Origin of the sequence: Nonomuraea sp. B5E05 (assembly GCF_039880665.1) — a bacterium.
Taxonomy (GTDB): domain Bacteria; phylum Actinomycetota; class Actinomycetes; order Streptosporangiales; family Streptosporangiaceae; genus Nonomuraea.
This window is the reverse complement of sequence record NZ_JBDPMJ010000001.1, coordinates 428,052-452,331: the sequence shown is the minus strand read 5'-3', so window position 1 is coordinate 452,331 and position 24,280 is coordinate 428,052. Positions and strand designations below refer to the sequence as shown.

Below are 24,280 nucleotides of genomic sequence, written 5' to 3'. Positions count from 1 at the left end.
CCCGGGCACGCTCGCCCGGGCCCGTTCCCCTTGGATCAGTCGAGGTAGTCACGCAACATCTGGGCCCGCGTCGGATGGCGGAGCTTGGCCAGGGTCTTCGACTCGATCTGCCGGATGCGCTCCCGCGTGACGCCGAACTCCCTGCCCACCTCCTCCAGCGTGCGCGGATGCCCGTCGGCCAGGCCGAACCGGAGCTGGATGATGCGCTGCTCGCGGTCGGACAACGTGGCCAGGATGTCGTCGAGCTGGTCCTGCAGCATGATGAAGGCCGCGGCCTCCATCGGCACGACCGCGTCGGAGTCCTCGATGAAGTCACCGAGGTCGGAGTCCTCCTCGCCGATCGGCGACTGCAGCGACACGGGCTCCTGGGCGATGCGCTGGATCTCCACCACACGATCGACAGGGAGGTCCATCTCCTTGGCGATCTCCTCGGGAATCGGCTCGCGGCCGAGGTCCTGGTGGAGCTGGCGCTGCACGCGGACGAGCTTGTTGATCGTCTCCACCATGTGCACCGGAATGCGGATGGTGCGCGCCTGGTCGGCGATGGCCCGCGTGATCGCCTGCCGGATCCACCAGGTCGCGTAGGTGGAGAACTTGTAGCCCTTCGTGTAGTCGAACTTCTCGACCGCTCGAATGAGCCCGAGGTTGCCCTCCTGGATCAGGTCCAGGAACAACATGCCGCGGCCGACGTATCGCTTGGCGATCGACACCACGAGCCTGAGGTTGGCTTCGATGAGCCGCTGTTTGGCCCGGGTGCCCTGCCAGACGAGCTCCCTGAGCTCCGGGAAGGCCAGACGCGAGACCCCGTTGGCCAGCCTGTCCTCGGCGAACAGACCGGCTTCGATCGACTTGGCGAGCTCCACCTCCTCCTCGGCGGTCAGCAACGGGACGCGGCCGATCTCCCGTAGATAGATACGGACGAGATCGCTGGTCGGCGCCCGCTTGCCTACGTCTTCCTCATCGGCGCGGGCAGGCTCCTCGTCGCCCTGGGGCTCGAGGACCTCCACACCATTCTCGGCGAGCATCCGCACGACGCGTTCCAGCGCGTCGGACGGCAACTCGGATCGGTCAAGCGCGGCTGCGACGTCATCGACGGTTACGCTCCCGCGCTCCCTTCCTTTCGCGACGAGGTCCGCCACCTGATCTACCGATGGCGGTCCGCTTGGCAGCACCGATGCACCCACGGGAGACAGTCTGCAGTATTGGTTCCATCAAATGGCAGACCCATTTTTGTCACCGAAGGTAAGGCCGCTGTCCTTACCGAATTGAGATCGCCTAAAGGTTTGGGCCGAGTTTGATCAGGAAAGTAAAGTCAATTACGCGCTCTGGATTCACGCGCCCGGCGACGCCGCCAGCCGGACGCACCTCTTTCGCTGCCCCGAAGCGCCGCCTGCCGCGCTTCACCGCCGATTGGACCGCGCCACATTCCCGGGTCAACCGCCTGGTATTCCAGCCGGCGATCGCAGCCGAACCGTTATCTACCCCCGCCGCGCCATGACGGGAATGAGGCGTTCCACGCGCATGCGCGAGCCGCGCAGCCGCCGCTTTCCGCCCGTCCCGCGCGGACCGGTCGCCGCGCACGGACCGGCGCAGGTCCGGGGCCGGCAGGCGCCGGTGCTGCCTGGTCAGCTGCCCGCGAGCCGGTCGCGCAGGACCCTGCGCTGCTGCTCCAGCGCCACCAGCTCCCCGAACAGCTTGTTGTACTCCTGCTGCTCCTCCACCGGGTTGAGCCGCTGGATCCGCGACTTCACCTGCGCGATGGCCCGATCGACCGGCATGGCCTCGACCGCCGCCATGATGTCGCCGGCGTAACGCTCCTCGGTGTGCGCGTCCGTCTGGATCGCCTCCACCGCGAACCGGGTCACCAGCGCCCTGGCGCCCTCCTCGTGAGCGTGCTCGAGCAACCGGTCGACCCACTCCCGCCCGCCGTGCCCCGCCGCGGCGACGCCCCCGGCGGCGGCGATCACCTTGTGCATCATCGCGTGGTCGGCAGTGGTGAACGCCTGCGCGTCGAGCGCGTCGAAGCGCGGCCCCAGCAACGCCGGCCGCTGCACGGCCAGCTTGAGCAGCTCGCCCTCGACCCGCACGCTGGGGTCGGCGGGCGCCGCCCTGGGCGCCCGCCGGCCGCGGCCCTGCTGCGCGCCCGACACCTCGGAGATGCGCTGCATGACGAACCGCTCGTCCATGAACCCCAGCCACCGGTCGAGGTCGATGGCATAGCGCTTGCGCAACCCCACGTCCTTGATGCCGGCCACGATCGGGGCGGCCGCGTCGAGAGCGGCGATCTTGCCCTCGTTGCTGCGCAGGTCATAGCGCGAGATCGTGCTCCTGATCGCGAACTGGAACAGCGGCTCCCTGCTCGCGATCAGGTCGCGCACGGCCGCGTCGCCCTGCTTGACCCGCAGGTCGCACGGGTCGAGCCCGTCGGCCTGCACCGCCACGTAGGTCTGGGTGACGAACTTCTGCTCGTCGGCGAACGCCCGCAGCGCCGCCTTCTGGCCCGCCGCGTCGCCGTCGAAGGTGAAGATCACCTCGCCCCTGAACTCGGCCTGGTCGAGCAGGAACCGGCGCAGGATCTTGATGTGCTCCTCGCCGAACGAGGTGCCGCAGGTGGCCACGGCGGTCGGCACGCCGGCCAGATGGCAGGCCATCACATCGGTGTAGCCCTCGACGATCACCGCCTGGGACCGCTTGGAGATCTCCCGTTTCGCGAGATCGATGCCGTAAAGCACCTGGCTCTTCTTGTAAAGCGGCGAGTCAGGTGTATTCAGATATTTCGGGCCATCGTCGGAATCGAGCAGCTTACGCGCGCCGAAACCGATCACGTCGCCCGTGGCGTCCCTGATGGGCCAGATCAGCCGCCCGCGGAACCGGTCGATCGGCCCCCGCCGCCCCTCCTTGGCCAGCCCGCCCTTGACCAGTTCGTCGGCCGAGAAGCCGCGCCCCATGAGATGGCGGGCGAGCGCCTCCCACTCGGCCGGCGCGTATCCCACCCCGAACGTCTCGGCGTCGGCCCGCTCGAACCCCCGCTCCGACAGGAACCGCCGCCCGGCCGCCGCGTCGGGGCTCAGCAGCTTGTCGGCGTAGAACTCGGCCGCCACCCGGTGCGCCTCGACCAGCCTGGCCCGCTCGCCGTGGTCGCGCCTCGGGACGTAGCCGCCCTGCTCGTACTGCAACTGGACGCCGGCCCGCTGCGCCAGCCGCTCGACCGCCTCGCCGAAGGGCAGGTGCTCGATCTTCTCGACGAACGTGATCACGTCGCCGCCTTGGCTGCAGCCGAAGCAGTAGAACATCCCGCGCTCGGGGGTGACGTTGAACGACGGGCTCTTCTCGTCGTGGAACGGGCACAGCCCCTTGAGGTTGCCGCCTCCGGCGTTGCGCAACTGGATGTGCTCGCCGATCACGTCGGCGATGGGTGAGCGCTCGCGAACGAGCGCGATGTCGACATCACGGATCCGGCCAGCCACGCCCGTGAGTCTATTCCGCCCCGCCGACGGTTCCCGCCCCCGCGGTGCGCACTCTGGCGCGTGCGGCTGGGGGAAGAGGGGCATTACCTGTGGGTTGCTAAAGCAGGAAAGCCGCTGTACGCGCACCCCTGGTCGGCTACAAAGGTAAAGGTCGTAGGGAAACGGTGACACGGGTGGAGACCATGCAATCGGGGCATATCGCGCGATGGGCGGCCGTCATGGGCGCCGTGCTGCTGACCGGCGCATGCAGCCAGGCGACCGGGCTGGCCGGCGTCGGCGCCACCCTGCGCTCCGCCGTACCCTCCGGCCCCGCGACCGGAGCGGGCACGGCCGCCTCACCCGCCGACCCGACGCCGACCCCGACGGCCGGGAAGCCGGCCGTCGGGGAGCCGCCCGAGGGCGACGACCCGGTCAAGGTGCCGCCGCCGAAGTTGTCGAAATACACCTACACGTTCCCCGTCAAGGGCTGCGAGGTCACCTACGCGCGCAAGCTGCTCGTGCTGCCCAAGACGACGATCTGGGCGCAGGCGGGGTGCGCGTTCGTGGCGCCCGTCGACGGCGTCGTGGACGAGGTGAACACCAGAAACCGGTGGCGTCCGTCCACGGACGCGGGCGCCGACCGCGAGGGCAGGTTCGTCACGATCATCGGTGACGACGGCGTGCGCTATCTCGGCGGGCACCTCGACACGGTGGCCGACGGCATCAGGCCGGGCGTCCGCGTCAAGGCCGGCCGGCTGCTCGGCCGGGTGGGCAGGTCGGGCAACGCCCGGGACACCGCCACCAACCTGTATTTCGCGATCTCGTGGAAGACCGGCTCGACGTTCTGGTGGGTGCGCAGGGGCATGGTCAAGCCGTGGGACTACCTCGACGCCTGGCGTACGGGCAACCGCACGCTCTCCCCCAGGGAGGAGACGCTGAAACTGCGCGCGAAGCTCGGGGAGACGCCGCGCTGCACCGTGTTGTGCGCGTCGAAGCAGCCGAAGAAGCCGAAGACGACGCCGCAGGCGGCCAGGAGCGAGCCGCCGTCCGTCGATGACGACGGTGACGGCGGCGTGGTCAGCGTCACCCCGTAGGCAGTTCCTTCTGGTCGACGACGGCGCCCGACCTGATGAGGGCCTGGATGTCGTCCACGACGTCCCAGACGTTGACGTTCATCCCGGCGATCACGCGTCCGGCGCGCAGCCAGTAGGCGATGAACTCCAGCTTGTCCGGATCGCCGCGGTAGACGATCTCGTCGTAGCCCTCGACGTCGCCGGAGAACTCCATGCCGAGCTCGTACTGGTCGGTGTAGAAGTACGGGATCGGGTCGTAGGTGACGTCCTGACCCAGCATCGACCGCGCGGCGGCGGGGCCGCCGTGCAGGGCGTTGGCCCAGTGTTCGACGCGCACGCGGCGGCCGTACACGGGATGGAAGTGCTCGGCCACGTCGCCGGCGGCGAACACGTCGGGGTGCGAGGTGCGCAGGGCGGCGTCCGTGAGCACGCCCTGCCCGACGTCGAGGCCGGCGTCGCGGGCGAGCCAGACCTCGGGGGCGGCGCCGATGCCGACGACGACGAGGTCTGCCGTGAGCCGCTCGCCCGAGCTGAGCCGCACGCCGGTGTCGGTGATCTCCGCGGCGGCGGTGCCGAAGCGCAGGTGCACGCCCTTGCGGGCGTGCAGGCGGGCGAACAGGTCACCCAGTTCGGGACCGAGCGCCCGGTTGAGCGCGGTGGGCTCGGGCTCGACGACGGTGACCTCGCAGCCGGCCGTGCGGGCCGCCGCCGCGGTCTCGAGCCCGATCCAGGACGCGCCGACGACGAGCACCTTGGCGCCGGCGGCGAACCGTTCCTTGAGCGCGTCGCTGTCCTGGACGGTGCGCAGGTAGTAGCCGGGTCCCGGCAGGCGCCTGGGGACGGATCCGGTCGCGAGGAGCAGCTTGTCGTACGGCTGCCGCGACCCGTCACTGAGCCTGACCAGGTGATTGCCAGGCTCGATGCGGGTGACCCGCCGGCCGAGCCGCAGGTCGACGTCGTTGTCGGCGTACCACTCCGGCGGGTGGACGTAGATCTGGTCTCGTTCGCTCCTGCCGCTCAGGTAGTCCTTGGACAGGGGCGGTCTCTCGTAGGGCCGCTCGGCCTCCGCGCCGATCAGCACGATCTCGCCGTCGAAGCCCTCCTCGCGCAGGGCCTGCGCGGCCTTGGCTCCTGCCAGCCCGGCGCCGGCGATCACAAATGTGGCCATGGGCGCAGTATCCGCCCGCCGGGGGCGCCGGGGGAAGCGGGTTGGGTCAGACGGCCTGCCTCACCGGGTGAGCCGCTTGTGCCAGGCCACCGCCGAGGTGTCGGTGAGGGAGGCGATCTGGTCGATCACGATCCTGACGCGGGCCGCGTCGTCCGAGGCATCCTGGTACGCGGGCCGGAAGGCGGGCTCCAGCGTGCCGGGCGCGCCGCGGGTGATCAGCGCGGCCAACTCGGTGATGAGATCGCGCTGCCTGGCCTGGTTGGCGTGGTGGTCCTTCGTGGTCATGACGTAGTGGGCGACGACGCCCTTGAGCAGCGCGCACTCCAGCCGCGTGGCGGGCGGCACGACGAGGTCGGCGCGGTGGCGGCTGCCGTACACCTCCTTGGTGGCGGCCTGCGCGGAGCGGCAGAAGCGGCCGATGAGACCGCTGGTGAGGGCTTTGAGGCCGGCCAGGTCTGCGAGCGTGCCCGTGAAGCTGCGGGGCCAGAGCGGATCGGTGATCAGTTCGGCGAAGACGGCCTCCAACTCGTTCAGGTCGGCGCCGGGGGCGTACCAGGTGCGGGTGATCTCGCACACCTGCCTGCGCTCCTCGGCGGACAGGAGCGCCTCCGGGGTGACATGACCGAGGTGCAGGGCGTCCTCGAGGTCGTGTACGGAGTAGGCGACGTCGTCGGCCCAGTCCATGATCTGCGCCTCGAAGCTGACCCGCCCGTCCGGCGCGCCCTCCCTGATCCACTCGAACACGGGAAGGTCGTCGTCGTAGACGCCGAATTTGGGAGACTTGTCACACGTCCATGGATATTTGATCGAGGCGTCCAGTGCCGCCCGGGTCAGGTTGAGACCGGCGCTCCTGCCGTCCTCGGTGAGCACCTTGGCCTCGAGCCGGGTGAGCAGGCGCAGGCTCTGCGCGTTGCCCTCGAAGCCGCCGCACGACTCCGCCAGCGCGTTGAGCGCCACCTCCCCGTTGTGCCCGAACGGCGGATGCCCCAGGTCGTGCGCCAGGCAGGCGGTCTCCACGAGGTCGGGGTCGACGCCGAGGGTGGCGCCCATCTCCCTGCCCACCTGGGCGCATTCGAGCGAGTGGGTCAGCCGGGTGCGCGGGATGTGCTGGCCGCCACCGAACGTCTCGCCGGGGCCGACGACCTGCGTCTTCGCGGCCAGCCTGCGCAGCGCCGCGCTGTGCAGCACGCGGGCCCTGTCACGCTCGAACGCGGAACGATCCGGATTGCCGGAAGATTCCGGAACCCATCGGTCCTGGTCATGTTGGTCGTAGTACGACATGGGTGCAGCGATTTTATCCAGTTTCCCGTCTCCGCTAGTGTCGAGCCTCGCGAGTACCCCTTCCCCGGGAGCCCTCCCCCATGACGACAGCGTTCCGAGCGGTCCTGGCTTTCACCCTGCTCGCCGGCTTCTACGTTCTGGTCGGTCTGATCCTCGCCGCGGCGGTCTTCTTCGACGTCCTCTTAGTGGTCGACTTCCACGTCAACCTCATCAAGTTCGCGGCCGTGCTGACCCTGGCCGCGCTCGCGCTGGTCCGTACCCTGATCATGGTGAGCCGCCGCCGGGGCGGTGAGCAGCCCGGCGTCCCGGTCACGCGCGAGGACGAGCCGGTGTTGTGGCAGACGGTCGAGGAGCTCGCCCAGCGCGTACGCACCGCGCCGCCCGACGAGATCCGGCTGGTGGCGGAGGTGAACGCGGCCGTCTCGGAGGACACGCGGTTCCTGGGCATGAAGGCGACGCGGCGGCGCATGTTCGTCGGGCTGCCGCTGCTGCAGACGCTCACCGTGGACGAGTTGCGCGCGGTGCTCGGGCACGAGCTCGGCCACTACAGCGGCGCCCACACGCGGCTGGGCGCGCCCGTCTACCGCGGGCGCGTCTCGCTGATCGCCACCGTGCAGGGCCTGCGCAACCACCCGTTCGTCCAGCGCCTGTTCACCTGGTACGCCAAGCTTTACCTGCGGGTGTCGCAGGCCGTCTCGCGCAAGCAGGAGCTGGAGGCCGACCAGTTCGCCGTCGCGATCGGCGGCCGGCAGGCCATGGCGGGCGCCCTGCACAAGATCCACACCACCGCGATCGGCTGGGACCTGTACGTCAACGCGTACCTGTCGATGACGGGCGCGGGCGGCACCAGGCCCGCGTCGGTGTTCGGCGGCTTCCACGCCTTCATGAGCGACGCCGAACGGCAGGCCGAGCTGGCCAGGCTGAGCGATCAGCCCGAGGAGGTCTCCCCGTACGACTCCCACCCGAGCCTGGCCGACCGCCTGGCCGCCATCGAGCGCCTGCCGGAGCCGCAGCAGGTGCCCGACCCCCGCTCTGCCCTGACCCTGCTGCGCGACCCGAACGTGGCCGTGCAGGCGGTCGAGCAGTCCATGTGGTCGTCCGAGGCGCTGCTGACGCTGCGGGCGGTCTCGTGGGAGGAGCTCGTCGCGCACGGCATGTACGCCACCCGCAACGCCGACGCCCTGCGCGACCTGGCCCTGGCCGGGCAGCAGGTGATGGGTGCGTCACGGCCGTACCTGGACGCCGCCTTCGAGGCGATCGCGCGGGGGCGGCAGGCGGAGCTCGAGTACAAGCTGCGCGAGCTCGGCTGGAACGCGTCGGACACCCTGCTGGCCGGGGTGCTCGGGCAGGCGCTGGAGGCCGTCATGATCCAGCTCGGCGAGGCCAGGTGGACGCTGTCCTGGTCGGGGCCCGCGCGGCTGCTCTTCGACGACGGCGAGGAGGTGGCGTTGTCGGAGTACGCGGCCCGGGTGGCGGCCGATCCGTCGGCGGTGGGCGGGCTGCGGCAATGGCTGGGCGACCACGGCATGCGCCACGACTACGTACCCATCGAGCAACCGCCCCCGCCGGGCGCCCTGCCCGCCGCGGGACCCCCCTCCGGCCCCGGTGCGGGACCCGGTGCGGGACCCGGTGCGGGATTCGGTGCGGGACCCGGTGCGGGACCCACCCCTGGGCCCACTGCGGGGCCTCCCTCCGGTGCGGGACCCACCCCTGGCCCCACTGCGGGGCCTCCCTCCGGTGCGGGACCCGTCTCGGGACCCGTTGCCGGGCCTGCTCCTGGAATCCCGGGCCCGCACGTTCCGGAACCGTTCGCGCCGCCCTCCCCGGGACAATCCGCTCCCCCCGCCCCTGGCGACCAGTCCCCCCACTTCTCAGGACCCGTCCCCCCGCACGCCTCGGGCCCCGCCGTCCCCCACACCCCGGAATCCGAGACCACGCAGGCCTGGGGACCGGCCGCCCCACACACCTCGGAACCCGCGACCCCGCAGACCTGGGGACCCACCGCCCCAGAACCCGCGGCTCACGAGTCCCGCCCCGCAGCCCCGGACGACCCGGCACCCGCGGCCCCGAACACCTGGGGACCTGCCACCCCAGAACCCGGGGCTCACGAGTCCGGCCCCGCCGCCCCGGACACCTCCGGAGACTCCTGGTTGTTCTCGGAGGGAGAGCCGGTGCCGCACACGTTGGGCGACCCGAACCCGGACGCCCCCCGTTAGCGGGAAGGTGGTCAGCGCAGCGGGCGTTCCAGCTCGTCCCGGTGCTCGGCGACCCAGTCGCGGCAGGCGCGGATCCGGGCCACCACCCCGTCGTCACGCAGCCTGATCGCGTGCGGCGTCCCGGCGGCCGCGTCCGTCTCGATGCCGCGCGCGCAGCGGTCCTGCCACCACAGGATCGCCTCCACCACGCCGCCCCGCTCACGCAGCCCGTACGCGTCGCAGATCAGCCGGATCCGCCTGCCGGCGTCGACGGCTCCTGGACCGAGGCCGAGGTACTGCCAGCAGACGTGCGCCACGTCGTGGATCCGCCGTCCCGGCGCCGCGATGTCCCAGTCGATGAACGCCACCGGCCGCAGGCCCGCGCCCTCGTCGCGGTAGACGGTGTTCTTCGGGGACAGGTCGTTGTGGCAGGCGACCTCGTCGTCGCCGGCCAGGGGTGTGCCCGCGGTCAGGTCGTGGAACGCGCGTACGAGCTCCGCCACCCGCGCCAGGCTCTCGTCGGAGGTGACGCCGTCGGGCTGGACGTCCTCCCAGGCCACGTGGCCGTCCACGAAGCTGAGGATCTCGCGGCCGCGCTCGTCCGTCCCCAGGAACCTCGGCGCGCCCGGCCATCCGCCGCGTTCCAGCAGGAGCAGCAGTTCGTGCACGTACGCGGCCCGTTGCGCGGGCGGGCGGCGGACGGTGTCGCCGACCCGGACGACGGCGTTCACGTAGCCGCCGGGTAGGTGTGTTTCGGGCATGCGTCCCAGCCTGCCCGATCAGGCCGGGGGACGCCGCTCCATCGGCCGGGCCACGGCTTGGAGGACCGGTTTCCGTGGCCGGCCGGCGTGCGGGGGTCCGTGCGGAGGGCCCCGGCGTCGCGCGATCAGCGCCGATGCGTCGTTATCGGTACCACCCCGGCGCGCTCGGCGGCTGGGAGGCCGGCGGCTGCCTGAACGCGCTCCTGCACACCGTGACCGTGAGCGGACACCAGCCGTGACCGCCGCGAGCCCGTGAGCGGGCTCGCGGCGCTCAGGGCGCGGGCGACCGTGAGGCTGTCCTCGAAGATGTGGTAACGGGTGATGAAGCCGTCCTCGACGGTGAGGTGCAGCGCGAACGGCGACGTGTACGCGGCCCCGCCTCCCCGCACGGTCTGCACGATCTCCCCGAGCACCACGGCGTCCGCCCCGTCGACCAGGATCCGGGCGACCGACGTGCCGTTCAGCTCGGGCACGTGGTGCGCGTCCAGCGCGCGGAAGTGCTCCGCCACCTCGGCTCTGGTCGATCGCGGCCGGATCCACGGCACTTCGGAATGCCCTTCGGCGGGCCAGCTGAGCCGCCAGTCGATCTGCTCGGCGAACATCCCGGCCACGCCGTCGTGGTCGCGCCCGGCGATGCGCCGCAGCAATTCCTGCACGATGTCACGGGTGTTCTGCATCTCGTTGGTCATGCCGCACAGCCTGCCCGGCCCGGGGTATGCCCGTCGATTACCAGCGAGGTAACCGTCAGCCATGGGCGGCGCCGGGACGCCTCCCCGATCGCCCGCTGGACGGCTCGCCGCCACCCCTCCCTGAGAATGCGCTGTGAACCTGCGCCAACGCCTTTCTGACCCCTCCCTCTTACGTTACCTTTGTCCGACTACGGCGGCCGTTACCTCGGGTTTCGGCTGCCCATTCCCGAGGGGAATGAGGTAACGCGCGGTAACGAAAGGGCTGCAGGCGCGCATGGGCGTTGTGAGAACCGGCATCAAGCGAAGAATTCGGCTGCTGAACGAGGCGCTGCGCCCACCGCGTCAGCGCTCGGCGCCCGAGCCGGCCCCGCTGCTCAAGGCCTCCCGCCCGCGTCCCCCGAAGCGCACGCACGTCGTCGACTACTCCATCCCGATCCTGCCGCGGCAGGTGGACTCGCCGGTCTTCGTGATCGCCTCGGTGCGCTCCGGCTCCACGCTGCTGCGCATGCTGCTCAACAGTCACTCCCGCATCCGCGCCCCGCATGAGCTGCACCTGCGCACCGTCGAGGTCCACCTGACCCCTGACTTCTCCGAGCAGTCCATGCAGGAGCTCGGGCTGGACAAGGTGGAGCTCGAGCACGCGCTGTGGGACCGCATCCTGCGCCTGGAACTGGAGCGCAGCGGCAAGGAGATCATCGTCGACAAGACCCCGGGCAACGTCTTCGTCTGGGAGCGGCTGCACTACGCCTGGCCGAAGGCGAAGTTCCTCTTCCTGCTGCGCCATCCGCAGGGCGTGGTGTCCTCGCTGGAGAACCGCAAGACCAACACCTCCACCCGCGAAGCGCTGGAGACGAACGCGCTGAAATACTTCAAGCCCCTGGAACAGGCCCGCCGTACCCTCGACGGTCTCACACTGCGCTACGAGGAGCTGACCGCCGAGCCGGAACGGGTCACCCGCGAGGTCTGCGAATATCTGGGCGTGGCGTGGGAGCCGGAGATGCTCGAGTACAGCAAGCACGACCAGGGCCGGTTCGTCCCCAACCTGGGCGACCGCAGCGACACCATCAAGTCCGGACGGATCCAGCCCGCCCGCACCTTCGACAACACCGCGCTCTCACCCGAGCTCGCCGAGTACGCCAAGGCCTGGGGTTACCGCTGAGCTGGCGGAAAACCGGTATGACCGGCGGGCGGCTGTGTGGAAAAATCCGGCAATGCGCATCGAGTTCTCCCCGTTCTCGTCCGACGACATCGGCCCGCTGGCGGACTTCCTGACGGGAAACGACTGGCCCTTCCACGCGGGCACGCAGGACGCGGAGACGGTCAAGCGGCGGGCCGCCGACGGGCTCTACTGGAACGACGAGAGCCGGACGTTCTGGGTGCTGGCCGACGGAGAGCGCGCGGGCCTGGTGCGGCTGCAGGATCTCGCTGACGACACCCCCATGTTCGACCTGCGGATCCGTGAGGCCCGGCGCGGTCAGGGCCTCGGCACGGCCGCGGTCGCCTGGCTGACACCGTACGTCTTCACCGAGTTCCCCCACGTCATGCGGATCGAGGCCACGACCCGCCAGGACAACCACGCCATGCGCGCGATCCTGCGCGGCAGCGGGTACGCCAAGGAGGCGCACTACCGCGAGGCCTGGCCGAGCCGGGACGGCGGCACCCTCCACGACTCGGTCGGCTACGCCGTGCTCCGGCGCGACTGGCTCTCTGGCACGGTGACGCTCCCCGACTGGCACGACGAGCCCGCGACCCGGTCGAACGGGTAACGTCCGAACTGAGCGCGACCCGGTCGGCCGGAGAGCATCCGAGCCGACCGAGGTCCGGCACGGAAGGGAAGCTGTTGCGCTGGCTCTGGTGGCTGGGGGCGCCGGTCCTCGCCGGGATGTTGCTGGTCCTGGCGGCGCGCGACATCGTGCCCGCGTACACCGCCCAGTTCGGTTCCGGCGTCCCCGGCGTCTTCACCGCCACCAAGCGAGATTGCGGCGGCCGGACGTGTACGTGGGTGGGCTACTTCGTCGCCGACGACTCGCCGGTCCGGCGACGCGTCACCCTGGCGACGGGCGACGGCCTGGAGCGGGTGGGCGACAGCGTTCCGGCCGAGGACACCGGCAACCCGTACATCGTCTATCCGGTGAGCGGCTCCTCGGACTGGCTGCTGATCACCATTCTCGGCACGGCGAGCGTCGTGGTGCTCGGCTTCTGGACCAGGGGCGTGATCCGCGCGATCCGCCGGCCGTGACGGCGCTGTGACGGCGCTGTGACGGCGCTGCCCGTCACATTCCGCGGCGGTGCGTCGTCAGACCGGTGGAGTACCGTCCAGTCGCCACCGGCGGCCCCGTCGATCCGAGGAAAGCCCATGTCCAGCAACAGAGCGACGTTCCAGCGCTTCCACGAGGCCGTCAACAGCGGCGACGCGGAGCTCATCGCGACGACGATCGACGAGGTCGTCGACCCTGACCTGATCTTCCATGCGCCGGTGCCGACGGACCTGCCGGGGCCGCAGGCGCTCAAGCAGGTGTGGGCGGTGCTTCTTCGCGGATTCTCCGACATGCGCGTCGAGGTCGAGGACGTGATCGCCGAAGGAGACAAGATCGTCTCCAGGAACACGGTCACCGGCACCCACCGGGGCGAGTTCAGGGGCCTTCCGCCGACCGGCCGGTCCGTCACGTACAACGAGATCTTCATCTTCCGCTTCGCCGAAGGCCGGATCGCCGAGATATGGGGCGTCGTCGACCTCCTGACGCAGCTGAGACAGCTCGGCGCCGTTCCGTCTTAGCCCGGCCGGCGGGCGGAGAATAGCCGGTGTCGCCGATCACCGCCGGCCCTTGGTTGTTCACTGCGGGCCGACACGTCACTCCTGCCACCTTTGCGCGATGGAGTCCCTCGCCGTGGCGGCCGCGTCTGACCGCCCAGGACATGTCCGGTGTGGTGCGGGACCTCACAGCTTGACCGCCGACGTGGCCACCCGCACCGGCGGGCACCGCGGGCGCGGGCGGCCGGCCGCGCAGCGTCACGGCCCGGTCAAGCGTGCGAGCGCGGCGTCCAGACGTTGCACCGTCCGGTCGCGGCCAAGGACTTCCAGTGATTCGAACAGCGGCAGACCGACCGTCCGCCCCGACACCGCCACCCGGACGGGGGCCTGCGCCTTCCCCGGTTTCAACCCGTGGCGCTCGCCCACCTCGATCAGCACGTTCTTCAGCGTCTCCGCCCGCCACGCCGCAGCGGCGTACGCCGTCCGCGCATCGCGCAGCAGCTGCGCGGCGCCCGGCTTCATGGCTTTGGTCCACGACGCCTCGTCGAAGACGGGCTCGTCGAGGAACAGGAAATCCACATAACCCGTGATCTCCGACAACAACGCCAGCCGGGTCTGCGCCAGCGGCGCCACCGCCGCGAACACGTCCGGGTCGAAGGCGTCCGATCGCCACGGCACGTGTGGCCCGGCGAGCCATGGCGCGCATGCGGCGACGAACGCCTCTTCAGACAACGCCCGGATGTATTCACCGTTGAACGCGCTCAGCTTCTTCACATCGAAGAACGCCGGCGAGGTGTTGACGTCCTCGATTCTGAACAGCCGCTCCATCTCCGGATATGGCATGATCTCCCGATCGTCGCCCGGCCCCCAGCCCAGCAACATCAGGTAGTTGACCAGAGCATCCGGCAGAAACCCCTCTGCCAGATAATCCTCCAGCGCCAGCTTGTCCCGCCGCTTGGACAGTTTCTGCCGCTTGTCGTTGACGAGGACCGGCAGATGAGCCCACATCGGCGGCGCCGAGCCCAGGGCCTCCCACAGGAGCTGCTGCTTGGGCGTGTTGGACAGATGCTCCTCGCCCCGGATCACGTGCGTGATGCCCTGGTCCAGGTCGTCGACGACGTTGGCCAGGAGAAAGACCGGCGACCCATCGCCCCTGGCGATGACGAAATCCTCGATCGCGCTGTTGGGGAAGGCGGGCTTGCCGCGGATCAGATCCACGACCAGGGTCTCGCCGTCATCCGGCGTCCGAAACCGCAACGCGCGTCCCCGCGCGGGCTCCAGCCCGCGCTCGCGGCAGAATCCGTCATATCCCAGATGCTCGGACTCGCGCCGCTCCGTGAGCTGTTCACGCGTGCAGTCGCAGAAGTATGCCCGGCCACTCGTATAAAGCTGGAGCGCCGCCTGCCGGTGCCGATCGGCGCTCTGCGACTGCAGGTAAGGGCCCTCGAAAGCGGGATCTGAGGAATCGATGCCGATCGCGGCCAGAGCCTGGATAATGCCTTCCATCCACTCTGGGCGATTTCGCGCCGTGTCGGTGTCTTCCACCCGCAGCACGAACTTGCCAGCTGATTGTCGCGCTACTGCCCAATTATAGAGAGCAGACCGCGCGCCTCCAACGTGGAACATCCCTGTGGGGGAAGGCGCAAAACGTGTGCGAACCGGAACTACAGACACGCCGAGCAGTCTACCCGCGGAGCGGCAGGCCGTTCCGCGGGTTCAGCTGCATACCCGAAATCAACGGTTAAATGGTGAAGTGCGCGAACCGGCGGCGGTTCATCACGTCCACAAACGTGCCGGCCGCGGGCCCTACAGAATCGATGCGCGCTGTTTCCACGGCAATGATGTTGAGGCTTTCCGGATCGCCCAGCGCAATACCAGGTGACGTCAGCCGGCACCGTTTTCATGGTGCCCGTAACGCCGGCCCATCCTCATCACCGACTCATCAGCGGGTGTCGGAGTCGGTGTCCTTCAGCGCGGCGCGGCCGGCTTCCAGGCGGGCCACCGGGATGCGGAACGGGCTGCAGGAGACGTAGTCGAGGCCCACGTCGTGGCAGAAGTGCACGGAGTCCGGGTCGCCGCCGTGCTCGCCGCAGATTCCCAGATGCAGGCCGGGGCGGGTGGCCCTGCCCTCTTCGACCGCGATCTCGATCAGGCGGCCGACGCCCTCCCTGTCGAGGGTCTCGAAGGGAGAGACGCCGAAGATGCCGAGGTCGAGATAGCGGGAGAAGAACGACGCCTCCACGTCGTCCCTGGAGAAGCCCCAGGACATCTGGGTGAGGTCGTTGGTGCCGAAGGAGAAGAACTCCGCGGCCTCGGCGATCCTGCCCGCCGTCAGCGCCGCTCTGGGCACTTCGATCATGGTGCCGATCAGGGCCTCGACGCCGGCCTCCGCGAGGATCCTGACGGCCTCCTCACGTACGGACTCCAGCTCCTGTACGGCGGCCACCAGCGGGATCATGATCTCCGGCCGGGCACCCGGCACCTCCTTCGCCGCCTGGGCGATGGCGCGCACCTGCATGGCGAACAGGCCGGGGATGACCAGGCCGAGGCGTACGCCGCGCAGCCCGAGCATCGGGTTCTGCTCGTGCAGGCGCTTGACCGCGGCCAGGAGCCCGCGGTCCTTGTCGGTGACGTCCGGTGAGGTGGCGACCTTGACGGACAGGTCCACGATGTCGGGAAGGAACTCGTGCAGGGGCGGATCGATGAGGCGGATGGTGACGGGATCGCCGTCCATAGCCCTAAAAATCTCTGCAAAGTCCGCTTTCTGGAGCGGTTCCAGGGCGTCCAGCGCGGCCTGGCGTTCGTCGTCCGCCGACGCCAGGACCAGGTCCTCCACCAGCCGCCTGCGCTCCCCCAGGAACATGTGCTCGGTGCGGCACAGCCCGATCCCCTGCGCGCCGAACCGGCGGGCCCGCGCCGCGTCGTCCGGGGTGTCCGCGTTGGCCCGCACGCCGAGCCGGCGGGCGGCGTCCGCGTGGCGCATGATCCGGTCGACGGCCCTGACCAGCTCGTCGTCCGGCTCGGCGCCCTCGAAGTATTCGACGACCGCAGAGTCCACCACCGGCACCTCCCCGAGGAACACCTCCCCCGTGGTCCCGTCGATGGAGATGAGCTCGCCCTCGGAGACGACCACGCCGTCCGGCGCGGTGAACCTGCGCTCCTCCGTGGACACCTCCAGCTCCTCCGCCCCGCACACGCACGTCTTGCCCATGCCGCGGGCGACCACGGCCGCGTGGGAGGTCTTGCCGCCGCGGCTGGTCAGGATGCCCCTGGCGGCGATCATGCCGGCCAGGTCGTCGGGGTTGGTCTCGCGCCGGACCAGGATGACGTCCTCGCCCTGCTCCGACAACTCGACGGCCCGCTCCGAGCAGAAGACGGCCCTGCCGACGGCGGCGCCGGGTGAGGCGTTCATGCCCTTGCCGATCCTCTTCCGGTCGGCGTCCGCGTCGAAACGCGGGAACATGAGCTGGGCCAGCTGGTCGCCGGTGACGCGGGTGACGGCCTCGTCTAGCGTGATCAGGCCCTGGTCGACGAGCTGGGTGGCGATGCAGAACGCGGCCGCCGCCGTGCGCTTGCCGACGCGCGTCTGCAACATCCAGAGCTTGCCACGCTCGATCGTGAACTCGATGTCGCACAGGTCCCTGTAGTGGTTCTCCAGGATCTCCATGATCCCGAGGAGCTCGTCGTACGAGTGCTTGTCGATGCCTTCGAGCTCCTGGAGCGGGATCGTGTTGCGGATGCCGGCCACCACGTCCTCGCCCTGGGCGTTCTGCAGGTAGTCGCCGTAGATGCCCTGACGGCCGGAGCCGGGGTCGCGGGTGAAGGCGACGCCGGTGCCGGAGTCGTCGCCGTAGTTGCCGAAGACCATGGCCATGATGTTCACGGCGGTGCCGAGGTCGGCGGGGATGCGTTCCTGGCGGCGGTAGAGGATGGCGCGTGGTGCGTTCCACGAGTCGAAGACGGCCCGGACGGCCAGGCGCATCTGCTCGCGCGGGTCGGCGGGGAAGTCGTCGCCCGTCTGCTCGCGGACGATGCCCTTGTACGTCTCCACGAGCCGCTGCAGCTCGCCCGCGTCGAGGTCGGTGTCGTTGCGCCTGCCCTTGACGGCGTCGAGCGCCCGCTCGAACAGGTCTCCGTCGATCCCGAGCACCGTCTTGCCGAACATCTGGATGAGCCGGCGGTAGGAGTCCCAGGCGAAACGTTCGTTGCCGCCCGCCTGCTTGGCCAGGCCGTGCACCGACTCGTCGTTGAGCCCGATGTTGAGCACCGTCTCCATCATGCCCGGCATGGAGAATTTCGCCCCGGAGCGTACGCTCACGAGCAGCGGGTCGTCGGCCTGCCCGAGTTTCCTGCCCATCCGGCCCTCGAGCGCGTTCAGATGCTGCGCGACCTCCTGCTCCAGGCCTCCCGGTGTCGAGCCTTCCGCCAGGTAGTGGCGGCAGGCCTCGCTGGTGATCGTGAATCCGGGAGGAACGGGCAGCCCGAGGTTGGTCATTTCGGCGAGGTTGGCTCCCTTACCGCCGAGAAGATCCTTGAGATTCCTGTTGCCCTCGGTGAAATCGTAAACGTACTTCGCCACCACAACTCCAATCCGACGCCTCTGAACCGGACTCTACCGGCGAAATTGATGACGAAACTTCACCCCTCCCCTAAGACAACATTTATGCAGGTGAACACCCGTACACAGGTCTAATCCAATTATACGACCGCAAGTCAGAAAATTGGATTAGACCAATTGGTTTAAACCAATTCTTGGGAAAGGAGAACGGCAGGCGGGCCCGGATCGCGGTCCGCGATCACGCGATCCGGGTCCCCTCCCCACGCATGGCGAAGGCGCCCCCGCCGACCGGCGAAGGCGCCTCCGTACGGCGCTAGGCGAGCGGATTGTCCTCCGGCGGCGAGCCCGGCGCCCCGTCACGCGGCGGCAGCCACAGCACGAACGTCGCGCCCTCCCCCAGCCGCGAGTACACCGCCACCCGCCCTCCATGCGACTCCACGATCTGGCGCACGATGGCCAGGCCGAGCCCCGTGTGGCGGTCGCGGCGGCTGGCCTCGCCGCGCCAGAAGCGGTCGAAGACGCGCTGCTGGTCCGCCTCACCCAGCCCGGGCCCGTCGTCGCGGACCGCCACCCACAGCCAGCCCTCCGCGCGGCCCGCCACCACGCGGATCGTGGCGCCGGGCGGCGAGAGGCGCACGGCGTTGGACAGCAGGTTGGCCACGGCGCGGCGCAGGGCGTCGGAGTCGCCGGTCATGTCCAGGCCGGAGCCCAGGTCGCGGGTGATCCGCACGTGCCGGGCGGCGGCCGGGGTGGCGTGTTCCTCGCACGCCTCCGCCGCCACCCTGGCCAGGTCGAGATCGGCGTCGGCGAACGCGGTGCCCTGGCGCCTGGCGCTGGCCAGCAGGTCCTCGACGAGCCGCGTCATGCGGGTGGTCGCGCGGTCCACGATGGCCACGGCCCTGGCGCGCTCCTCGTCGCTGGCGTCGGGGGCGGACAGCACGGCGTCCACGTTCGCCCGGATGATCGTCAGCGGGCTGCGCAACTCGTGCGAGGCGTCGTCGATGAGCTGGCGCTGCGCGCTGAACGCCTCCTCCAGCCGGTCGAGCATGGTGTCGATGGTGTCGGCCAGGTCCTTGAGCTCGTCGCGCGGCCCGTTGAGCTTGATGCGCCGGGCCAGGTCGGTGGCCTGGATCTCCTCCGTGGTGCGGGTGATCGACCTGACGGGGCGCAACACGCGGCCGGCCAGCACCCAGCCGATGCCCAGGCTGGCGAGATAGAGCCCGACCAGCGTGACCAGCGAATAGTCGCGCAGCGTGGCCAGCGTCTTGACGTTGACCGCGTTCTCGACCTCCTGGACGAAGACGACCTCCCGCTTGCCCAGGTACTGGTTGCCCGAGTAGGCCTTGGCGTACTCGGTGGTGTAGGGGCGCTGGTCGGTGGATTTCGAGACGGCGAAATAGATGCCGCCGAGCACGAGCGCGGCCAGCACGAACAGCAGGCCCGAGTAGAGCACGGTGAGCCGGAAGCGGATGGTGTGGATCATGTCGGCTCCTTGAGCCGGTAGCCCCGGCTGATCACCGTCTCGATCAGGCCGTGCTCCTGGAGCTTGCGCCGCAGGTTGCCGACCGTGACGCGCACGGTGTTGGTGAACGGGTCGGCGTGCTCGTCCCAGACGTGCTCCAGCAGTTCCTCGCTGGAGACCACGTGACCCGGCCTGGTCATCAGGTAGTGCAGCACGCCGTATTCCTTGGGGGTGAGCGCCAGCGACCTGCCGTCCAGCGACACCTCCAGCCTGGCCGTGTCGATGCGCAGCCCGCCCACCTCGAGCACGGAGGTGCCGCCGCTCTCCCTGCGCAGCAGCGCCCGCACCCGGGCCAGCAGCTCGGGGAACGCGAACGGCTTGACCAGGTAGTCGTCCGCCCCCTCGTCGAGCCCGCGGACACGGTCGTCGAGCCGGTCGCGCGCGGTCACCATGATGATCCGCACGCCCTGGCCCGCCGCTCGCACGGTGCGGCAGAGCTGGAAGCCGTCGCCGCCGGGCAGGTTGAGGTCGAGCAGGACCAGGTCGTACGTGTTGACCTGCAACTTCTCGTGCGCGGACGGCGCGTCGTAGGCCACGTCCACCGCGTAGCCCGCGCGGGCGAGGCCCACCCGCAACGCGTCGACCAGGTCCTCCTCGTCCTCCACCACCAGCAGTCGCATGCTTGTGACCCTAATTTCGCATGATGCGTTCCGCGACGGGCGCGGCACGGTCGATGGGGATGGCGAAGCCGATGCCGATGTTCCCGCCCCCTCGGCCGGCGGCGATGGCGGTGTTCACCCCCACGACCTCGCCCCTGTCGTTCACCAGCGGCCCACCCGAGTTGCCCGGGTTGATGGACGCGTCCGTCTGCACGGCCGTGCGCCGCGCCCCGCCCAGCCGCACCTCCCGGTCCAGGGCGCTGACGATGCCCGCGGTGACCGTGCCGGAAAGGCCCAGCGGCGAGCCGATGGCCAGCACCTGGTCGCCGACGGACAGGTCAGACGACCGGCCGAGGGTGACGGGCGCCAGGTCGCCGGGGTGGTCGACCGCCAGCACGGCCAGATCCTCGTCGTCGTCCGCGCCGACCACGCGGGCGCTCAGCCTGCGGCCGTCGCTCAGCACCACGGTCGCCAGACCGCTGTCACCGACCACGTGCGCGTTGGTGAGGATGTGGCCGCGCCCGTCCACCACGAAGCCGGACCCGCCCCGGCTGCCGGCCTCCACGGAGACCACGCTGGGCAGCACCCGCGCCGCCGTCGCGCTCAGCCCGGCCAGGCCGGACGACGGCGCGGGCGCGACCCTCGGCAGGGCCGCGACGGGGGCCGGCTCGGACACCCCGGAGAGCCGGGCCCCCGCCGCTCCTGCCGCCCCGCCGGCGACCGCCGCGACGAGCGCGGCGACCACCAGCAGGCGTCCTCTCCCCACCGCCGCCTGCGCGGGCCGCGAGCCCTGCGCGGGCGGCGGTTGCGCGGGGGTCGGCGGTCCCGGTATGGGCGGCGGCTGCGCCGGAGGTGGCGGGCCGAGCATGGGCGGCGGCTCCTGTACGGGGTCCCGGCGGGCGCCGGGCGGCACCGTACGGAAATCCGGCCCGCTCGGCCGGCCCAGGCCTCTCACGGCAGCCTCGAGAACCACACCATCGACGTCACCGCCGCGATCAGCCCGCAGATCAGTCCCGCCGCCACGAACCACTGCCATACCTCCTGCTGCTCGGTGCGGTAGCCGACCGACGTGCCGATGTCCTCGTAGACCGCCTGCAGTTCGCTGCCGCTGGCCGCCTCGTAGAACCCGCCACCCGCCGCCTCGGCCAGCCCGCGCAGCGCGGGACCGTCCACCGGCACCGGGACCTCCTGACCGGAGAGGCTGATGGTGCCGCCCGCGGTGCCGTAGGCGATGGTGGTGACCGGGACGCCCTTCGAGGACGCCTCGGCCGCCGCGTCGTTCAGCGTGCGGCCGGTCGTGTTGGAGCCGTCCGACAGCAGCACGATGTGCGCGGGCGGCGCCTCCTCCTCCGAGTCGAGCGAGGCGATGGCCTCCAGCGAGGAGTAGACGGCCTCGCCGATGGCGGTGCCCGACGCCGTGCTCAGCCGGCCGAGCGCGCTCAGCACCGCCTGCCGGTCCGTGGTCGGCGGCACCGCCACGGAGGCCGACGACGAGAACGACACCAGGCCCAGGTTGAACCGCTCGGGCAGCCCCTCCACGAACTGCCTGGCCGCCTGCCGGGCCGCCGAGAACCGGTCGGGGCTGACGTCGGTGGCGCTCATGGACGCCGACACGTCGAACGCCACCATGATCGTGGCCCGTTCCCTCGGCACCTGCACCTCGGCCGTCGGCCTGGCGAAGCCCACGACCACCAGCGCGAACATGAGCAGCAGCGCCGCCGCCGGCAGGTGCCTGCGCCACCCGGGGCTTGTCGGAGCCACCCTGTCGAGCAGGTCGAGGTTGGTGAACCGGACGGCGTACGCGCTGCGGCGCAGCGACATGAGCACGTAGGCGACGGCGAGCAGCGCCACGGGGACGAGCAGCAGCAACCAGACGGGCGAGATCAGCCTCACGCCACCTCACCTCCTGTGCCAGGCGTGCCGCAGCCCCGGGCGGGTCCCCGGGCGGGTCCCCGGGCGGGCAACATCGGGCTCGGGGCCAGTGCGGCCAGGCGGCGCTGCCGTACGACGTGCTGGACCAGGTCCCGTACCCAGTCCCGGTCCGTACGCAGCCGCAGGTGGGTGGCTCCGGCCCGGCGCAGCGCCCGTGTGATGGCGTCGCGCTGCCCGGCCGCCGCCTCCTCGTACCGGCGGCGCAGCCGGGCGTTGCCGGTGGCGACCTCCCGCCGCCGTCCCGTCTCCGGGTCGATCAGCGTGAGGATCCCTACGTCCGGCAGGGTCAGCTCGCGGGGGTCGACCACCTCCACGGCCAGCACCTGGTGTCGGGCGGCGAGCCTGCGCAGCGGCGGCTCCCAGGTCTCCGGCGCGTCCAGGTAGTCGGACACGACCACGACGAGACCGCGCCGCCGTACGACCCGGCTGAGCTGTTCGGCCGCCACGCCGAGCAGCGGCTCCGCCACGCCGGGCGGGGTCCGCGGCAGCGCGAACGCCGCCTGCAGCAGCGCCATCAGGTGCGGCCGGCCCGTCCTGGCGGGCAGCGTCCTGACGCCGCCGCCGTGCAGCAGGTGGGTGCCGATCCGGTTGCCGGTCCGCTGGGTGAGGAAACCGACCGCCGCCAGCGCGGCCAGGGCGAGCTCCCGCTTCTCCAGCGCGGCGGTCCCGAAGTCCATGCTCGCGGTGGAGTCGAGCAGGGCCCAGATCTCCAGCTCGCGGTCGGCGACCAGATCCTGCACGTGGGGCTCGTTCGTGCGGGCGGTGACGTTCCAGTCCATCCGCCGCACGTCGTCCCCCGGCTGGTACGGCCGCGACTGCGCGGGCTCGCTCCCGGGACCTGGCACCAGCCCGAGGTGTTCGCCCTGGAGCAGTCCATCCAGCCTCCTGGTGATCGTCAGCTCGAGCCTGCGCAGCGCGGGCTCCGCGATCAGATACGGCTTCATGCCACCGCGTCCTGCCGCATCGTTTCCTGCCGCGTCGCCTCCTGTTGGGGCGCGATGAGGGGCAGCGGCACGGCGGCCAGCACCCGGTCCACGATCTCCCGGGGCACGACCCCGTCGGCCAGCGCGTCGAAGGAGAGCACCAGCCGGTGCGCCATCACGTCGTGCGCCAGGTCTCGTACGTCCTCCGGCAGCACGTAGTCGCGCCCCCGCAGGAGCGCCAGTGCCCGGGCGGCCGACAGCAGGCCGAGCGTGGCCCTGGGGCTGGCCCCGAACGCCAGCAACCGCCGCACGTCCGGCACCCCGTACCGGTCGGGGTCGCGGGTGGCGTAGACGAGGCGGACGGCGTACTCGGCGACGGCGTGGTGCACGAAGACCTCCTCGGCCCGCCGCTGGAGCGCGAGGACCTGCGCCGGGTCGAGGACGGCGTGCGGCGCGGGCGGGTCCACGCTCATGCGGTAGACGATCGCCAGCTCCTCCGATTCGCTGGGATAGCCCACGTCGATCTTCATGAGGAAGCGGTCGCGCTGCGCCTCGGGCAGGTGGTAGACGCCTTCGGACTCGATGGGGTTCTGGGTGGCCAGCACCAGGAACGGCCTGGGCACCTCGTGGGTGACGCCGCCGATGCTGACCTGCCGCTCGGCCATGATCTCCAGCAGGGCCGACTGCACCTTGGCGGGCGCCCGGTTGATCTCGTCGGCGAGCAGCAGGTTGACCATGACGGGACCGAGCTCGATGTCGAACGACTCGGTCGAGGGCCGGTAGATCCTCGTGCCGATGATGTCGGACGGCACCAGGTCCGGCGTGAACTGGATGCGGGCGAACGTCCCCCCGACCACGCTCGCCGTGGTCTCGGCGGCCAGCGTCTTGGCGATGCCCGGGACACCTTCGAGCAGGCAGTGCCCCTTGGCGACGACCGCCACGATCAACCGCTCGACCATGTGGTCCTGGCCCACGATCACCCGCTTGACCTCGAACAGCGCCCGTTCGAGCAGTGCCGGGTCGGTCATGGCTGCACGACCTTGTCGGGGCAGTCGTCCACGACCAGCCGCAGCTCCAGCGCGGTCGGTTCGGGTTCGGCGAACGCGGCGCTCCCCGTCATGAGCACCGCGCCCGCGGCGAGCAGCACAAGAGCGAAACGTGATGTACGCATGATGACCCTCGTCCCTCGTATGGCCGTTATCGGCTTAGAGGGCATGTCATCAGGCAAGCGCGAAAGCCCGCGTAACTCCCGCCTTTATACGATTTTTCGGTCTCCAGTGTCTCCGTCCCGCCTCCCCCTGACGCGACACAGACACCGCGATCCAGCCCCGACCTCCAGGGACACTCCTGACATACAACAGGCGACGATTCCCGCGTTTGG

General features: G+C 70.5%; 21 protein-coding genes. 6 read left to right on the top strand and 15 right to left on the bottom strand.

The annotated features are described in order from the left end of the window. Positions 1-35: 35 nt before the first annotated feature. Positions 36-1,172: an RNA polymerase sigma factor RpoD gene (gene rpoD, locus ABGB01_RS02125; RefSeq protein WP_132628221.1), complete on the bottom strand. Its 1,137-nt coding sequence runs from the start codon at positions 1,170-1,172 to the stop codon at positions 36-38. Between the two features lie 453 nt (positions 1,173-1,625). Continuing rightward, on the bottom strand, positions 1,626-3,467 hold the full coding sequence (gene dnaG, locus ABGB01_RS02120; RefSeq protein WP_347769650.1) for a DNA primase: 1,842 nt from the start codon (positions 3,465-3,467) through the stop codon (positions 1,626-1,628). 182 nt (positions 3,468-3,649) lie between these two features. Here dnaG and ABGB01_RS02115 point away from each other — a divergent pair, with 182 nt between their 5' ends. After that, on the top strand, positions 3,650-4,540 hold the full coding sequence (locus ABGB01_RS02115) for a M23 family metallopeptidase (protein ID WP_347769648.1): 891 nt from the start codon (positions 3,650-3,652) through the stop codon (positions 4,538-4,540). Here the strand turns inward: ABGB01_RS02115 and ABGB01_RS02110 are convergent. Both ABGB01_RS02110 and ABGB01_RS02105 read right to left on the bottom strand, forming a co-directional pair. After that, positions 4,530-5,687 carry an FAD-dependent oxidoreductase gene (locus ABGB01_RS02110; RefSeq protein ID WP_347769646.1) on the bottom strand — a complete coding sequence of 386 codons (1,158 nt, stop codon included), beginning with the start codon at positions 5,685-5,687 and terminating at the stop codon, positions 4,530-4,532. The genes ABGB01_RS02115 and ABGB01_RS02110 overlap by 11 nt on opposite strands. Positions 5,688-5,747: 60 nt before the next feature. Continuing rightward, positions 5,748-6,968, bottom strand: a complete 1,221-nt coding sequence (locus ABGB01_RS02105; protein WP_347769644.1) for a deoxyguanosinetriphosphate triphosphohydrolase — start codon at positions 6,966-6,968, stop codon at positions 5,748-5,750. 80 nt (positions 6,969-7,048) lie between these two features. Here ABGB01_RS02105 and ABGB01_RS02100 point away from each other — a divergent pair, with 80 nt between their 5' ends. Beyond that, positions 7,049-9,184: a M48 family metalloprotease gene (locus ABGB01_RS02100; protein ID WP_347769642.1), complete on the top strand. Its 2,136-nt coding sequence runs from the start codon at positions 7,049-7,051 to the stop codon at positions 9,182-9,184. Between the two features lie 11 nt (positions 9,185-9,195). On the opposite strand, the gene ABGB01_RS02095 is transcribed toward ABGB01_RS02100, so the two are convergent. Further along, complete coding sequence (locus tag ABGB01_RS02095) at positions 9,196-9,924, bottom strand: phosphotransferase (protein WP_347769640.1); 729 nt, start codon at positions 9,922-9,924, stop codon at positions 9,196-9,198. A gap of 125 nt (positions 9,925-10,049) precedes the next feature. Then, positions 10,050-10,613, bottom strand: a complete 564-nt coding sequence (locus tag ABGB01_RS02090) for a nuclear transport factor 2 family protein (protein WP_347769638.1) — start codon at positions 10,611-10,613, stop codon at positions 10,050-10,052. Positions 10,614-10,887: 274 nt separating this feature from the next. On the opposite strand from ABGB01_RS02090, the gene ABGB01_RS02085 reads away from it, so the two are divergent. The 4 genes from ABGB01_RS02085 (at position 10,888) to ABGB01_RS02070 (ending at position 13,389) form a co-directional block, all read left to right on the top strand. Beyond that, positions 10,888-11,772: a sulfotransferase gene (locus tag ABGB01_RS02085; RefSeq protein WP_347769636.1), complete on the top strand. Its 885-nt coding sequence runs from the start codon at positions 10,888-10,890 to the stop codon at positions 11,770-11,772. A 52-nt stretch (positions 11,773-11,824) separates the two neighbouring features. After that, the gene (locus ABGB01_RS02080) at positions 11,825-12,379 is read left to right on the top strand and encodes a GNAT family protein (protein WP_347769634.1); all 555 of its coding nucleotides are present in this window, start codon (positions 11,825-11,827) and stop codon (positions 12,377-12,379) included. Positions 12,380-12,453: 74 nt separating this feature from the next. Further along, entirely contained in the window at positions 12,454-12,852 is a 399-nt protein-coding gene (locus ABGB01_RS02075; protein ID WP_347769632.1) for a hypothetical protein, read from the top strand. Positions 12,853-12,969: 117 nt separating this feature from the next. Then, positions 12,970-13,389, top strand: coding sequence for an ester cyclase (locus tag ABGB01_RS02070; RefSeq protein WP_347769630.1), 420 nt, complete (start codon positions 12,970-12,972; stop codon positions 13,387-13,389). Positions 13,390-13,623: 234 nt separating this feature from the next. Here the strand turns inward: ABGB01_RS02070 and gltX are convergent, their stop codons facing one another. The 9 genes from gltX to ABGB01_RS02025 form a co-directional block, all read right to left on the bottom strand. Further along, positions 13,624-15,039 (bottom strand): glutamate--tRNA ligase, encoded by a 1,416-nt coding sequence (gene gltX, locus ABGB01_RS02065; RefSeq protein WP_347769628.1) that lies wholly within the window; start codon positions 15,037-15,039, stop codon positions 13,624-13,626. Positions 15,040-15,307: 268 nt separating this feature from the next. Continuing rightward, entirely contained in the window at positions 15,308-17,944 is a 2,637-nt protein-coding gene (gene ppdK / locus ABGB01_RS02060; RefSeq protein WP_347769626.1) for a pyruvate, phosphate dikinase, read from the bottom strand. Between the two features lie 292 nt (positions 17,945-18,236). Then, complete coding sequence (locus ABGB01_RS02055; protein WP_347769624.1) at positions 18,237-19,406, bottom strand: HAMP domain-containing sensor histidine kinase; 1,170 nt, start codon at positions 19,404-19,406, stop codon at positions 18,237-18,239. Continuing rightward, positions 19,403-20,065 carry a response regulator transcription factor gene (locus ABGB01_RS02050; RefSeq protein WP_347769622.1) on the bottom strand — a complete coding sequence of 221 codons (663 nt, stop codon included), beginning with the start codon at positions 20,063-20,065 and terminating at the stop codon, positions 19,403-19,405. Before ABGB01_RS02050 ends, ABGB01_RS02055 begins: the two co-directional genes overlap by 4 nt. A gap of 10 nt (positions 20,066-20,075) precedes the next feature. After that, complete coding sequence (locus ABGB01_RS02045) at positions 20,076-20,999, bottom strand: trypsin-like peptidase domain-containing protein (RefSeq protein ID WP_347769620.1); 924 nt, start codon at positions 20,997-20,999, stop codon at positions 20,076-20,078. Then, positions 20,996-21,937, bottom strand: coding sequence for a VWA domain-containing protein (locus ABGB01_RS02040; RefSeq protein ID WP_347769618.1), 942 nt, complete (start codon positions 21,935-21,937; stop codon positions 20,996-20,998). The genes ABGB01_RS02045 and ABGB01_RS02040 overlap by 4 nt, the downstream gene beginning before the upstream one ends. Beyond that, a complete protein-coding gene (locus ABGB01_RS02035; protein WP_347769616.1) occupies positions 21,934-22,920 on the bottom strand; it encodes a DUF58 domain-containing protein in 987 nt (328 codons plus the stop codon). The genes ABGB01_RS02040 and ABGB01_RS02035 overlap by 4 nt, the downstream gene beginning before the upstream one ends. Next, positions 22,917-23,927, bottom strand: a complete 1,011-nt coding sequence (locus tag ABGB01_RS02030) for an AAA family ATPase (protein WP_347769614.1) — start codon at positions 23,925-23,927, stop codon at positions 22,917-22,919. The genes ABGB01_RS02035 and ABGB01_RS02030 overlap by 4 nt, the downstream gene beginning before the upstream one ends. Further along, on the bottom strand, positions 23,924-24,070 hold the full coding sequence (locus tag ABGB01_RS02025; protein ID WP_165974692.1) for a hypothetical protein: 147 nt from the start codon (positions 24,068-24,070) through the stop codon (positions 23,924-23,926). The genes ABGB01_RS02030 and ABGB01_RS02025 overlap by 4 nt, the downstream gene beginning before the upstream one ends. Positions 24,071-24,280: the final 210 nt, after the last annotated feature.